Below are 13,579 nucleotides of genomic sequence, written 5' to 3'. Positions count from 1 at the left end.
TTCTCAGTCCTCCGGACTTACGGAGGGCTCCGCGAACCAGAGCTTGGTTTCGCCGTACTTCCGCTCAGCAAACCGCTCAACGCCCGCCGGCCAGCCTGGTTCCGGTGAGCGCGAGGAACGTTCCACCACCACCACTGCAGCCGGGGCGAGGTGGGGTGCGAGTTTGGCCAGGACCGCGGACAGGGCAACCTCGTCCAGCGGATATGGCGGATCCAGGAAGACAAGGTCCCAGCGGGCATCCTCCGCCGTGCGGTCCAGGAACGGTTCCACCTTGGAGCGGTGGACGGTGACGGCCTTGCGAGCCACCACACCGTTGAGCAGGTCGGCATTGCGCTGGCAGACAGAGCTGGCTTTGGCATCGAATTCCACCAGGTCCACGGTGCCGGCTCCCCTGCTGCCGCTTTCCACCCCGAGCGACCCGGATCCCGCGTAAAGGTCCAGGACGCGGGCGCCGGCAATAATCCCGAATGCGTCGAGGCGGGAGAACAACGCCTCCTTGACGCGGTCCGTGGTGGGCCGGGTCATGGACCCCGGGACGCTGGCCAGCGGCGTCCCTCCGGCGGCGCCCGCAATGATGCGGCTCATGCCCGCGTCCTATCCGCGCTCAAGGAACGCCTCCTTCTCGGGATTCAGGTATTGGTTGATGGCCTCAGCCAGGCGGGGATGCCGTGCCAGCGTCGGGTCCGCGCCCACCACAGCCTGGGCGTCCTGCCTTGCCCGGGCAATGATGTCCTCATGTTCCAGCACACGCAACAGTTTCAGGGTGGAGCGGCCGCCGGACTGGGACGCGCCCAGGATGTCGCCCTCGCGCCGCAGCTTGAGGTCCTCCTGGGACAGTTCGAAGCCGTCAGTGGTGGCGGCCACCGCGTCCAGCCGGCGACGGCTCGGGTGCCCCGGTTCCAGCCTGGTGACCAGCAGGCACGTTCCGGGCAATCCGCCGCGGCCCACCCGTCCGCGCAACTGGTGAAGTTGGGAGATGCCAAAACGGTCGGCGTCGAGGATCACCATCAGTGTGGCGTTGTGGACATCCACGCCGACCTCGATCACAGTGGTGGCAACCAGGAGCTTGGTCCGGTTGGCCGTGAAATCGGCCATCGCTGCATTCTTCACCTCAGTGTCAAGGCGGCCGTGCATCGGTCCCAGCGGCACGCCGGACAATGCCGGCTCCTGGAGCAATTGTTCGACGACGGCGGTCACGGACGCGAGTTCACGTTCACCGGCGTCGCCTGCCAGGGCAGCCGCAGAAGGTTCCGCTTCCCCGGGACTGAAATCGCCGTCGTCGTCCGTTCCGATCCTCGGGCACACCACATAGACCTGGTGCCCGGCGTCGATTTCCTCGCGCGAACGCGACCAGATGCGCCCTGCCCAGCCGGGGTTTTCAACCAGGCCCACCACGAAGGTTGAGATCGGCGCCCGGCCGGCAGGAAGCTCATCCAGGATGGAGGTCTCGAGGTCGCCGAAGACCGTCATGGCCACGGTCCGGGGAATGGGCGTGGCCGTCATGACCAGCAGGTGCGGCGGTTTGTTGGCCTTGGACCGGAGGACGTCGCGCTGCTCCACGCCGAACCGGTGCTGTTCGTCCACCACGATCAAGCCCAGGTCATAGAACGCAACATTGTCGCTCAGCAGGGCGTGGGTTCCGATCACAATTCCGGCCGCGCCGGAGGCGGCATCGAGCATGGCCCGTTTTCGCGCGGCGGCAGGCATGGAGCCGGTGAGCAGCGTGACCTGCACGGCGCCTTCGGCGAGGCTTCCGAGGAGTCCGTCCGAGGACAGCATGGGATCGCGGGAGAGGGAGCCCAGGGTACGGCGGATGGATTCGAAGTGCTGGGCAGCGAGGACCTCGGTGGGCGCCAGCAGTGCCGCCTGCCCGCCGGCATCCACGACCTGCAGCATGGCCCGCAGCGCCACAATGGTCTTGCCGGAGCCCACTTCCCCCTGCAGGAGCCGGTTCATGGGGCTGTCCTGCGCGAGTTCGGCCGCCAGAGTTTTTCCCACGGCAGCCTGGCCTGCCGTCAGCGTGAACGGCAGCTGCCGGTCGAAGGCAGTCAGGAGACCGTCCGCGGCGGGGCGCCGGGCGGTGGCTTCCTCGGCCGCGAGCTGTGCGCGGCGCCGGGCCAGTGCAGCCTGCAGGACCAGGGCTTCCTGGAACCGGAGACGGTCCTGGGCCCGCTTCCAGTCGGCCTGCGTTTCGGGAGCGTGGATGAGCCGGTAAGCCTCGGCCAGCGGCAGGAAATCCTCCCTGCGCGCAATGCCGTCCGGCAGCGGATCCGGCAGCGCCTCCAGGTCGACTGTTTGCAGCAGTGTGGAAATCACTTTCTGGATCGACCAGCTGGTGAGCTTTGCCGTGGCGGGGTACACCGGGACGGGCATGGCCGCGAGCTTTTCGGGGTCCATGCCGGGCATGTCCGGGTCCTCGTCCAGGAGGTTGAAGTCCGGATTGGTCAGGCCCAGGGAGGCGCCGTAGCGGGTCACTTTGCCGGAGAACATCACACGCCGGCCGGGCAGGAGTTCGGCCTGCGCCCGGTAGCCGCTGAAGAAAGTGATTTTCAGGGTGCCGTGACCGCTGCCGGGACCCACGGAGGCGAGGCGCGGACGGCCATGCGATGCGGCGTCGTCCGTGATGATGACATCGGTAATGGATCCGCGCCGGGTGTGCATCTTGCGGGTGCTGTTGGAGAGGACCCGGGCAATGAGGGTGACTTCCTCGTCCACGGGCAGCTCGCCAATGGGCGTCAGCTCGCCCCGGTTCAGGTAGCGGCGGGGGAAGTAGTTCAGCAGGCCGCCCACGGTGCTGATGCCCAAATGTTTCTCAATGGCCGAGGCTGAGCGTTTTCCGATCAGGCGTTCCAGGCGCTGGCCGAGTTCAGCGCTCATGTCCGGAGGAGCTCGCTGGAGCCGGTTCGGGATCTCGGGCTACGGCGAGTTCGCTGACGGTGAGCTCCGAAGGGTGGCCCAGGGAGCGGATGAGGGCCACGGCGGGCTTGGCGTCCGGGACGTGGACGTGGACGCGCCAGCGGTAGTTGCCGTCGGGATCCGCGGCGCTGCCCACCTGGCTCATGATGACGGAGTCGCCGAGCTCGTCCAGCCGTTGCCGGAGAGTGGCGGCGTTCAGCGGTGAGAGGCTGATGGTGCACATAACCTCAACGCCGTCGTCATCCGGCATGCTCGCATGGATGTGGGGGTCTTGGACGTCGTAGCCGTGCAGGCCGTCGAGGAGTTCGCTCTGCAGGCCCTCGCCCAGGACAGCCGAGCGGAGGCAATCGAGGATCAGCAGCATGCCAACACCCCCGGCGTCGACAACATGGGCGGCTTCCAGGGCGGCCAGCTGGCTCTCCGTGCTGACCACAGCCTCCAGCGCCCCCCTGACGGCGGCGTCCAGGGTCTTGGCCAGGGCAAGATTGCTGTCGTCACCGTTATGGCCGGCATCCACTGCCGCGGCGGCCCGGGCAGCGGCCTCCATCACGGACAGCATGGTGCCCGGCACGGGATCGCTCAAGGCTGACCACGCCCGGATTTGGGCGCGGTTCAGCGCCGCAGCCAGCAAGGCCGACGTTAGGCGGGTGTGTCCGGCCAACGGCTCCGCAGCGGCACAAAGAAATACCGAGAAAAGTGTGCCGGAGTTGCCGCGGGCCTGCTCCATCGCCGCACGGCCGGCATGCGCCAGCACCGCCCCCACATCCGTCTGGCCCGGATCTGCCGGACCGGCGGCCTCTTCGATTGCGGGGTCGCCGTGCAGGGCACGGGCTGCCGCCCGGACGGTGAGGTACAGGTTGGTACCGGTATCGCCGTCTGCCACGGGGAAAATGTTGATGGCATTGATGCGGTCGCTATGGTTGCCGATGGACGTTTCGGCCTTGTCCAGCCAACGCTTCATCGCTTGGGCATTCGCGGCAACCTTAGTCTGCAAAGTGATCCCATCCCCTGGCGCCAGCGACGCGGCCCGCAATTGTGACACCCGGGCCAGTCTGGGTCCCCGGGGCTTGTACTGAGCCTATCGCAGTGAATCCGGACGGAAGCTGAATGCCGGCAGGAAATGTGGCAAGCAGGCCGTGGTCTTCTCCGCCGCCCAGCACCCACACCTGCGGGTCCGCTGTGAGGGCGTCCGACGCCGGGCGGAGGCTTTCCGCCTGCCGTTTCAGTTCCAGCGGGTCCAGGTCCAGCACCACGCCGCTGGCGGCGGCGAGGCGGCCGGCGTCGCGCACCAGCCCGTCCGAGATATCCATCATGGCGCTGGCGCCCGCCTCCCGGGCCCGGGGGCCCGCTGCGAGTGGCGGCCTCGGGCGGCACTGGGTTTCAACGAGGGCGCGCTGGAGCGTGCTCAGGGAGTTCATGGGGATGGCGGATTCCAGCAGCGCGAGCCCGGCCGCGGCCCGGCCAACCGTCCCCGCCAAGGCCAGGATATCACCGGGGGCCGCCCCGGAGCGCAGCACGGGATTTCCGCCGTCGAGCGTGCCCAGCACCGCCACGGTCACGGAAATTTCCGTTCCCCGGCCAAGGTCGCCGCCCGCGACGGAGCAGTCAGTGGCCCCAAGCTCCCGGATTCCCGCGGTGAGTCCGTCGGCCAGGTCCTCCACCCAGCTGACGGGTGTCTCCGGCGGCAGCGTGAGGCTGACCACCAGCGACGTCGCCTTGCCGCCCATGGCGTTGATGTCGCTCAGGTTCTGGGCTGCAGCCTTCCACCCGACGTCAAAGCCCGTGGTCCGGTAGCCGTTGTTCCACTGCAGCCGGAAGTCCTGGTCCTGGACCTGGGTGTCAATGGAGATCAGCGTCCGGCCATCCGGTGCCGCCACCAGCGCGGCGTCATCCCCCGGACCCAGCAGCGTGGCCGACGCGTGCGCCCCGCCGATGTCCAGCCGCGGGAAGATCCGGGCCAGGAGCCCGGACTCGGACAGGGCTGAGACGGCGGGGGGTTCTTCGGTGAGCGGTTTTTCAGGCACGCCCCTACGCTACAGCCCGGCACCGACAATGCTCATCCTGTACCGGCGGCCCGCGTCCGGTGCAAGGTCGCGGCGGCGTTAGGCTTGAAGGATGCACCATCCGCGTCTGCCCGTCCCTGCCCGACTGTCCGTGAACCTGCTGACCGGCGCCCTGGCCGGAGTTGCCCTGCTGGGCCTCACCGGCTGCTCCCCGGCCGTGGACGTGGCCCCGGCCGCAGACGCCGCCAACCCGGCGTGCGCGCCGATGATGGTGGCCCTCCCGGATGCCATCGGTGACGCGAAACTGCGGAAGACAAACAGCCAGGCCACCGCCGCCTGGGGCGACCCCTCCCAGGTGATCCTCCGCTGCGGGGTCAACGTTCCAGGGCCCACGACGGACCGCTGCGTAAGCGTCAACGGCGTGGACTGGGTCATCAAGGAGGCGGACTCCGCGTGGACCCTGACCACCTTCGGCCGCAAACCGGCCACCGAGATCCTTCTCACGAAGGATCAGGAGACCATCAGTTCGGCCACCGTCCTCGCGGATCTTTCGGGGGCTGCGGCAAAGATCCCCGCCACCGGGAACTGTGTGGGCCAGGAAGACCTGCAGAACCTGCCCACCAGCAAGTAGGTGGTCAGCGCAGGCCGGTCTTCCGGTTCAGGGCCAGGTAGATCAGCTCGTCGATGAGGTCCGCGTAGTCCAGGCCGGACGCTGCCCACATCTGCGGGTACATGCTCTTGGGCGTAAACCCCGGCATGGTGTTGATCTCGTTGATAATCAGCTCGCCCTCGGCGGTGTAGAAGAAGTCAACGCGGCTCAGACCCTCCGCCCCGACGGCGTCGAACGCGACTGCGGCGAGTTCACGCACGCGGGCAATCGCCTCCTCCGGGATATCGGCCGGGCAGCTGAGCGATGCGGCGTCGTCCTCAACGTATTTGGCGTTGAAGTCATAGAAATCGTGGCCGCCCCCGGCCACGGAGATCTCGCCGGGCATGGAGGTGCGCGGCGCTGACGTGCCGCGCCCTTCCAGGACGGCACACTCAATTTCCCGTCCCACAATGCCGGCTTCAATGACCAGCTTGCGGTCGTGGCGGCGGGCTTCCTCTACTGCGGCGTCGAGTTGCTCCAGCGAATCCACCTTGGAGATCCCCATCGACGATCCGGCCCGCGCCGGCTTGACGAACACCGGGAAGCCCAGGCGGTCCACCTGCTTGCGGACAGCTTCGGCGTCGTTGAGCCACTGACGGTCAGTGACCGTAACGTAAGGTCCCACCCGAAGTCCGGCGGCTTCGAAAATCACCTTCATGTAGTGCTTGTCCATGCCCACTGCGGACGCGAGCACGCCGGCCCCCACGTACCGCGTGTCGGAGAGCTCCAGGAGTCCTTGGATGGTTCCGTCCTCGCCGAACGGTCCGTGGAGCAGCGGGAACACGACATCCACGGTGCCGAGTTCGCGGGGAACCGTGTCCGGCGAGGCCACAATCAGCTGGTGCTCCCCGCCGATTTCGGCGAGGGTTACGGTTTCGGACGACGCCGGGACTTCCGGCAGCGACGCCGCTGACAGGGACCACCGGGCAGTGTCCGCCGCAGCCAGGACCCATTGCCCGGACTTGGCGATGCCAATGGGGATGACGTCGTACTTGTCTTTGTTGATGGCGCCCAGGACGCCGGCAGCCGTCACGCAGCTGACCGCATGTTCGCTGGACCGGCCGCCAAAAAGTACCGCTACGCGGGGTTTCGCCCGGCGCGCGGATTCCGGTGCGGCCAGGTTGTCGTCATGCATCTCAGTAATCGCCTTCAGGTTTCAGGTCCCGGGCCAGCAGCAGCGGACCCAGTTGGTCAACGGACAGTTTGCCGGCGAGCACAGCTACGACGGCGGCGGTGATGGGCATTTCCACGCCCAGCTTGCCCGCGAGGTCGTTCACGGCCTGGCCCGACTTAATGCCTTCGGCCGTCTGCGTCATTTTCAGGGCCAGCTCCTCCAGGGTGAGACCCTGGCCGAGCAGCCGGCCGGCCGTATGGTTCCGCGACAACGACGAGGAGCAGGTTGCCACCAGGTCCCCCAGTCCGGCGAGTCCGGCCATGGTCCGGGCCTCACCGCCGAGGGCCAGGGCCAGCCTGGACGTTTCAGCCAGGCCCCGCGTGATCACGGAAGCCTTGGTGTTGTCCCCCATCTGCTTGCCCTCGCAAATGCCGACAGCCAGGGCAATGACGTTCTTAACGATCCCGCCAATCTCCACGCCCACCACGTCGCCGGTGGTATAGGGGCGGAAGTAGGGCGCCGTGCAGGTCCTGGCGATCCAGCCCGCGGTCGCCTCATCGCTGCAGGCCACAACGGACGCCGTAGGTTCTTCCCGGGCGATCTCCATGGCGAGGTTCGGGCCCGAAACTACCGCGATGCGTTCATCGGGAATCCCGAGCTCATCGCTGATCACCTGGCTCATGCGGGAATCCGTCCCGAGTTCCAGGCCCTTCATCAGGGACACCACTACCGCGTCCGGGGCAATCAGGGGCTTCCATTCGCGGAGCTGAAGGCGCAGCGACTGCGCCGGCACCGCCAGGACCACCAGGTCCGCGCCGGCCAACACCTCACGCACATCCAGGGACGCGGTGATCCTGGCGGGCAACTCCGTGTCCTTCAGGTACTGCTCGTTGCGGTGGGAGGAGTTGATCTGCTCCACCACTTCACTGCGCCGGCCCCACAGCCGGATGGTTCGTTCCACGCCGGCTGACCGGGCGGCGTCAGCGAGGATCTTCGCGAACGTGGTTCCCCAGGAACCTGCGCCCAGGACGGCGACGGACCGGGCCGATCCGGGGCGGCCTCCTTCAGCGGTCACGTGGCATCCGCTGCGCCGTCAGGCCGTTTCAAATCCTCAAAACGGCCGTGCGTGGACTGGTTGTGCTTGGCTGGATCCCACCGCTCGGCAGGAGGTACCTGGCCCCGGATGCCGGCCAGCAATTCCGTCACGGCGTCCATGATGGCGTCGGTGGCGGCGGTCAGGGTGGCCTTGTCCAAGGCTTTGCCCATAAAAGGACTGAGGTCCACGGGCTTGCCGACCACCACCCGCGACGTCTTGCGGGGAAAAAGGTGGAAGCGCTTCGCGTACCGCGGGAAGACCTCGTGGGCGCCCCAGTGCGCGATGGGCACCACGGGGATGCCGCCTTCGAGGGCGAGGCGTGCTGCGCCGGTGTGGCCCTTCATCGGCCACAGGTCCGGATCGCGGGTGAGGGTCCCCTCAGGGTAGATGATGATGGCGCCGCCGTCGGCCACGATTTCCTGGGCGAGCTGCAGCGACCGGTTCGCTCCCGCCGTCGAGCGTTCCACCGGGATCTGGCGGGTGGCGCGCAGAACCGCACCCACCACCGGAATCTTGAACAGCCCGGCCTTGGCCAGGAAATGGGGCGCGCGCTTCTGGTTGTACAGGAGGTGTCCCACAATGAGCGGATCGATTTCGGTGCAGTGGTTGGGCGCCGCAATAAAACCGCCCGCCGGGAGGTTTTCCAGGCCCTCCCACTTTTTGTTCATCATGCCGTTGAGCACCGTCCGAACGATGCCTGCGACCACAACGAATGTGGCCCGACTCTTGGCCGTTTCCTTCATGGGTCCTCCGCTACTTCGACGAAGTGATGTCGAAGTCCGCGCCGAGGCCGGCCAGTTTTTCGGTGAACCGCTCGTAGCCCCTGTTGATGATGTCAATGCCGGTCACGCGGGATGTGCCGGTGGCGGCCAGGGCAGCGATCAGGTGGCTGAAGCCGCCGCGCAGGTCCGGAACGTCGATGTCGGTGCCTTTGAGCTGGGTCGGGCCGGAGATGACGGCCGAGTGGAGGAAGTTCCGCTGGCCGAAACGGCACGGCACGCTGCCCAGGCATTCACGGTGCACCTGGATGCTGGCCCCCATCCGAATGAGCGCATCGGTGAAGCCAAACCGGTTTTCGTACACGGTCTCGTGCACGATCGAGACTCCCTCAGCCTGGGTCAGCGCCACGACAAGCGGCTGCTGCCAGTCCGTCATGAAACCCGGGTGCACGTCCGTTTCCAGCACCAGCGGATTGAGTTTGCCGCCCTTGTGGTAAAAGCGGATGCCGTCATCGCCGATGTCCATGCCGCCGCCCACCTTGCGGTAGGTATTCAGGAAGGTCATCATGTCCCGCTGCGAGGCACCCTCGACGAAGATGTCGCCTCGGGTGACCAACGCCGCCGACGCCCACGACGCCGATTCGTTGCGGTCCGAGAGTGCCCGGTGGTTGTAGCCGCCCAGGTCCTTGACGCCTTCGATGCGGATGGTGCGGTCCGTCTGGACGCTGATGATGGCGCCCATCTTCTGCAGCACGGCGATGAGGTCAATGATTTCGGGCTCGGTGGCGGCGCCGGAAAGTTCAGTGATTCCTTCGGCGCGGGTGGCACTGAGCAGTACTTGCTCCGTGGCCCCGACCGAGGGATACGGGAGGGAGATCTTGGCTCCCTGCAGGCCCCGGGGCGCGGAAATGTGGATGCCGCCCGGGCGCTTCTCCACAACGGCGCCAAACTGGCGCAGGACGTTGAGGTGGTAGTCGATGGGCCGGTCGCCGATTTTGCAGCCGCCCAGATCAGGAATGAAGGCCTCGCCGATCGCGTGGATAAGCGGTCCGCAGAGCAGGATCGGGATGCGCGAATCGCCCGCATGGGCATCAATCGCGGTGCTCGGCGCGGTCTTGGCCGCCTTGGGATCCAGGGTGAGGTCCCCGCTGACAGGGTCTTTAACAACTGTCACTCCGTGCAGCTGGAGCAGGGACGTGACAACCTCGACGTCCTTGATCTCCGGAACGTTCCGCAATACCGACGGTTCGTTGCCCAGCAAGGCTGCCACCATCGCTTTGGGAACAAGATTCTTGGCCCCACGGACGGTGACGCGGCCTGTAAGCGGGACTCCGCCGCGGATTGTCAGAACACTACTCATATACCGGTTTCCTTACGATTGCTCGCCCCTAAATCCTTGCAGAGGCTCCAGCTAAGCATAGGAGGTCACGTTACCGAACCGAAATACGGCGTGCCGGGTTCCGGCGCTGCGCCCGCCGCCGGACCCGTCAGGTCAGACGCAACGCGGGGTCATTTGATGCGCTTCCGGAGACGCTCCAAGCGCATCAAATGACCCCGCGTCGCCCCCTCAGGAGCTCAGGACAGCCGCGCCGGCAGAGTGGTGGGTTTGAAGGCGGGACGGGTGGCTTCGTAGGCCGTAATATCCCCTTCGTGCTGGAGCGTCAGGCCGATGTCGTCCAAGCCCTCGAGGAGCCGCCAGCGGGTGTAGTCGTCGATCTCGAACGGGGCCACGATGTTGCCGCAACTGACGGTTTTGGACACCAGGTCAACGGTGACTTCCGTGCCCGGGGCGTTCTCGAGCTCTTTCCAGATCAGCTCGATGTCGTCCTGGGCCAGTTCAGCCGCAAGGAGGCCCTGCTTGCCGGAGTTGCCACGGAAGATGTCCGCGAAACGGGACGAGAGGACGGTCTTGAAGCCGTAATCCTTCAGGGCCCAGACGGCGTGCTCGCGGGAGGACCCGGTGCCGAAGTCCGGACCTGCCACCAGGACCGAACCGGCGTTGAACGGGGCCTGGTTGAGGATGAAGGCCGGGTCCTTGCGCCAGGCGGAGAACAGCGCGTCTTCGAAGCCGGTGCGGGTGATCCGCTTGAGGTACACGGCCGGGATGATCTGGTCCGTGTCAACGTTGCTCTGGCGCAGCGGAACGCCGATGCCGGTGTGGGTGGTGAACTTTTCCATGGCGGTCTCCTAGGCGGCGTCGGTGCGGGTGGCGGCGGATTCGGGGGCCGGATCAAGGTCCGACGGCGAGCTCAGCGTTCCCCGGATCGCTGTGGCGGCTGCCACTACCGGGGACACGAGGTGCGTGCGCCCGCCTTTTCCCTGCCGGCCTTCGAAGTTGCGGTTCGAGGTTGAGGCGCAGCGCTCCCCCACCTCGAGCTGGTCCGGGTTCATGCCCAGGCACATGGAGCAGCCCGCGAAGCGCCACTCCGCACCGAAGTCCTTGAACACCTTGTCCAGGCCCTCGGCCTCGGCTTCGAGCCGCACCCGGGCCGAACCGGGGACCACCAGCATGCGGATGTTGGGGTCTTTCTGCCGGCCGCGGATGATGTCCGCAGCGGCGCGCAGATCCTCCATGCGCGAGTTCGTGCAGGAACCCAGGAAGACGGTGTCCACCCGGATGTCCTTCATGGGGGTGCCCGCTGTCAGGCCCATGTACTGGAGGGCACGCTCGGCGGCAGCCTTGGCGTTTTCGTCACCAAAGTCCTCGGGCGCCGGCACCTTTGCCGAAAGCGAGACGCCCTGGCCGGGGTTAGTGCCCCAGGTGACAAAGGGCTCCAGCGTGTCGGCGTCCAGGTCCACCTCGACGTCGAAGGTGGCGTCGTCGTCGGTACGCAGCGTGTTCCAGTACTCGACGGCGGCATCCCAGTCCGCTCCCTGGGGGGCGTGCGGGCGGCCGAACATGTAGTCGTAGGTGGTCTGGTCCGGGGCCACCAGGCCTGCACGGGCGCCGGCTTCGATTGACATGTTGCAGATTGTCATCCGGGCTTCCATGGACAGCGCACGGATGGCGGAGCCGCGGTATTCCAGGACGTAGCCCTGCCCCCCGCCGGTGCCGATCTTGGCAATGACCGCGAGGATGATGTCCTTGGCCGTGACGCCCGGACGCAGGGTGCCCTCAACGTTGATGGCCATGGTCTTGAACGGCTTCAGGGACAGCGTCTGGGTGGCCATGACGTGCTCCACCTCGGAGGTGCCGATGCCCATGGCCAGGGCACCGAAGGCGCCGTGCGTTGACGTGTGTGAGTCGCCGCAGACCACCGTCATGCCGGGCTGGGTCAGGCCCAGCTGCGGGCCCACCACATGCACAATGCCCTGCTCGGCGTCGCCGAGCGAGTGCAGCCGGACGCCGAACTCGGCGCAGTTGTTGCGCAGGGTTTGGATCTGGGTACGGCTGGTGAGGTCGGCGATGGGTTTGTCGATGTCCAGCGTCGGCGTGTTGTGGTCCTCGGTGGCGATGGTGAGGTCCGGGCGGCGCAGCTTGCGGCCGGCCAGACGGAGCCCCTCGAACGCCTGCGGGGACGTCACTTCGTGGACAAGGTGGAGATCGATGAAGAGAAGGTCGGGCTGGGCATTGGCTCCCTCGCCGTCGCCTTTGCGCACCACATGTGCGTCCCAGACTTTCTCGGCCAGTGTTTTCGCCACGGCCAGCTCCCTTCCCTGCATGTTTTGGCTGTTAAGCTCCACTGAACCAGCAGCGGTGTGCAATATGCCACCCGAAAGATTTGCATCTCAGATAATGAGACGGCAATATCATTACATGGACAATTCTAGCGGCGTCGGCGTCATTGATAAAGCGGCCCAGGTGCTGGACGCCTTGGAGGCCGGGCCCACCACTTTGGCACAGCTGGTGGCTGCCACCGGGCTGGCGCGGCCCACGGTCCACCGGCTTGCCCTGGCCCTGATCCATCACCGCCTGGTCGCCCGGGACATCCAGGGCCGTTTCGTCCTGGGCAGCCGCCTCGTGGAGCTGGCCTCGGCCGCCGGCGAGGACCGGCTCATTGCCTCTGCCGGGCCCATCCTGATGCAGCTGCGCGACGCCACCGGCGAAAGCTCGCAAATTTTCCGCCGGCAGGGAGAGTGGCGCGTCTGTGTGGCTTCCGCCGAGCGGCCCATTGGGCTGCGAGACACCATCCCGGTGGGCACCCAGCTGTCCATGAAGGCAGGCTCGGCCGCCCAGGTGCTGCTGGCCTGGGAAGACCATGACCGGCTGCTTGAGGGCCTGCAGTCCGCCCGCTTTACGCCCACCGTTCTGGCAGGCGTACGACGCCGGGGCTGGGGACAGAGCCTCGGCGAACGTGAGCCGGGGGTTGCGTCAGTCTCGGCCCCCGTCCGGGGTCCGTCCGGGCGTGTTATCGCCGCGGTCTCGATCTCCGGGCCGATTGAACGCCTGACCCGCCAGCCCGGCAGGCTCCACGCAGAGGTGGTCTGCAACGCGGCCCGTCTCCTGACCGAGGCGCTGCGCAAGAACAACGACTGACACGCCGCCGCATCGTCTCCTCCCGTGGCGTCAGTGGGGCATGCCATCGCTAAGCTGTCCGCATGAACAGCTACGCAGTCTTTCTCCGCGGTATCAACGTGGGCGGGATCAACATCAAGATGGCCGAGCTCAAGGACGCCCTCGCAGCGGCCGGGTTTGAGGACGTCAAAACCCTGCTGGCCAGCGGAAATGTTGTCCTCGCCAGCGGAGAAAAGCCTGCAGCGGTCAAGCAGCGGTTCGAAAAATGCCTGCGCGACGCCTTCGGCTATGACGCCTGGGTGGTGGTGCTGACGTCCCAACGCGTCGCCGAGCTCGTGGCTGCCTGTCCATATCCGGAGGACGACAAGGCCACGCACACGTACATCACGCTGTCCTCGGACACGGCCAGGCTCGATGAGCTGGACGCGGCCGGGGCGGCGCTGGACGGCACCAAACAGAGGCGGCTCGGCCCGGAAGCCCTCGCGTGGCTCGCTCCCGCCGGCGGGACGCTGGACAGCCCGTTCAGCAAGATCTCGGCCAAAGCGAAGTTCAAAGCAAGCACCACCACCCGGAACCTGCGGACCCTGATCAAAGTCCGGGACGCCGCCGCTGCCCTCACGCAATAG

13 protein-coding genes are annotated in these 13,579 nt (G+C 66.8%); 3 read left to right on the top strand and 10 right to left on the bottom strand.

All coding sequences use genetic code 11. The features are described from left to right. Positions 1–3: 3 nt before the first annotated feature. Genes rsmD through thiL form a run of 4 tightly spaced genes read right to left on the bottom strand, consistent with a single transcriptional unit; the run spans position 4 to position 4,940 of the window. Complete coding sequence (gene rsmD, locus NQJ30_RS03680; protein ID WP_255768369.1) at positions 4–585, bottom strand: 16S rRNA (guanine(966)-N(2))-methyltransferase RsmD; 582 nt, start codon at positions 583–585, stop codon at positions 4–6. Positions 586–594: 9 nt separating this feature from the next. Then, positions 595–2,877, bottom strand: a complete 2,283-nt coding sequence (locus NQJ30_RS03675) for an ATP-dependent DNA helicase RecG (RefSeq protein WP_255768368.1) — start codon at positions 2,875–2,877, stop codon at positions 595–597. Continuing rightward, positions 2,867–3,877: a DAK2 domain-containing protein gene (locus tag NQJ30_RS03670; RefSeq protein WP_255768367.1), complete on the bottom strand. Its 1,011-nt coding sequence runs from the start codon at positions 3,875–3,877 to the stop codon at positions 2,867–2,869. Before NQJ30_RS03670 ends, NQJ30_RS03675 begins: the two co-directional genes overlap by 11 nt. Positions 3,878–3,899: 22 nt before the next feature. Further along, positions 3,900–4,940: a thiamine-phosphate kinase gene (gene thiL / locus NQJ30_RS03665; protein WP_255768366.1), complete on the bottom strand. Its 1,041-nt coding sequence runs from the start codon at positions 4,938–4,940 to the stop codon at positions 3,900–3,902. Positions 4,941–5,031: 91 nt separating this feature from the next. Here thiL and NQJ30_RS03660 point away from each other — a divergent pair, with 91 nt between their 5' ends. Then, positions 5,032–5,550 carry a DUF3515 family protein gene (locus NQJ30_RS03660; protein WP_255768365.1) on the top strand — a complete coding sequence of 173 codons (519 nt, stop codon included), beginning with the start codon at positions 5,032–5,034 and terminating at the stop codon, positions 5,548–5,550. Positions 5,551–5,554: 4 nt separating this feature from the next. On the opposite strand, the gene NQJ30_RS03655 is transcribed toward NQJ30_RS03660, so the two are convergent. The 6 genes from NQJ30_RS03655 to leuC form a co-directional block, all read right to left on the bottom strand. Continuing rightward, the gene (locus tag NQJ30_RS03655; RefSeq protein ID WP_255768364.1) at positions 5,555–6,703 is read right to left on the bottom strand and encodes a D-alanine--D-alanine ligase family protein; all 1,149 of its coding nucleotides are present in this window, start codon (positions 6,701–6,703) and stop codon (positions 5,555–5,557) included. 1 nt (position 6,704) lies between these two features. After that, complete coding sequence (locus NQJ30_RS03650; RefSeq protein ID WP_255768363.1) at positions 6,705–7,757, bottom strand: NAD(P)H-dependent glycerol-3-phosphate dehydrogenase; 1,053 nt, start codon at positions 7,755–7,757, stop codon at positions 6,705–6,707. Next, a complete protein-coding gene (locus NQJ30_RS03645) occupies positions 7,754–8,521 on the bottom strand; it encodes a lysophospholipid acyltransferase family protein (protein ID WP_255768362.1) in 768 nt (255 codons plus the stop codon). Before NQJ30_RS03645 ends, NQJ30_RS03650 begins: the two co-directional genes overlap by 4 nt. Before the next feature lie 10 nt (positions 8,522–8,531). Continuing rightward, positions 8,532–9,857 (bottom strand): UDP-N-acetylglucosamine 1-carboxyvinyltransferase, encoded by a 1,326-nt coding sequence (gene murA / locus NQJ30_RS03640; RefSeq protein WP_255768361.1) that lies wholly within the window; start codon positions 9,855–9,857, stop codon positions 8,532–8,534. A gap of 215 nt (positions 9,858–10,072) precedes the next feature. After that, positions 10,073–10,675 (bottom strand): 3-isopropylmalate dehydratase small subunit, encoded by a 603-nt coding sequence (leuD, locus tag NQJ30_RS03635; RefSeq protein WP_255768360.1) that lies wholly within the window; start codon positions 10,673–10,675, stop codon positions 10,073–10,075. A gap of 9 nt (positions 10,676–10,684) precedes the next feature. Continuing rightward, complete coding sequence (leuC, locus tag NQJ30_RS03630; protein WP_255768359.1) at positions 10,685–12,139, bottom strand: 3-isopropylmalate dehydratase large subunit; 1,455 nt, start codon at positions 12,137–12,139, stop codon at positions 10,685–10,687. A gap of 115 nt (positions 12,140–12,254) precedes the next feature. On the opposite strand from leuC, the gene NQJ30_RS03625 reads away from it, so the two are divergent. Together NQJ30_RS03625 and NQJ30_RS03620 are read left to right on the top strand one after the other, a co-directional pair. Beyond that, a complete protein-coding gene (locus tag NQJ30_RS03625; RefSeq protein WP_255768358.1) occupies positions 12,255–12,974 on the top strand; it encodes an IclR family transcriptional regulator in 720 nt (239 codons plus the stop codon). 62 nt (positions 12,975–13,036) lie between these two features. Then, the gene (locus tag NQJ30_RS03620) at positions 13,037–13,579 is read left to right on the top strand and encodes a DUF1697 domain-containing protein (protein WP_255768357.1); all 543 of its coding nucleotides are present in this window, start codon (positions 13,037–13,039) and stop codon (positions 13,577–13,579) included.

Origin of the sequence: Pseudarthrobacter sulfonivorans (assembly GCF_024391045.1) — a bacterium.
GTDB lineage: Bacteria > Actinomycetota > Actinomycetes > Actinomycetales > Micrococcaceae > Arthrobacter > Arthrobacter sulfonivorans_B.
The sequence above is the reverse complement of the archived record's forward strand: the minus strand, read 5'-3'. Positions and strand labels throughout refer to the sequence as shown.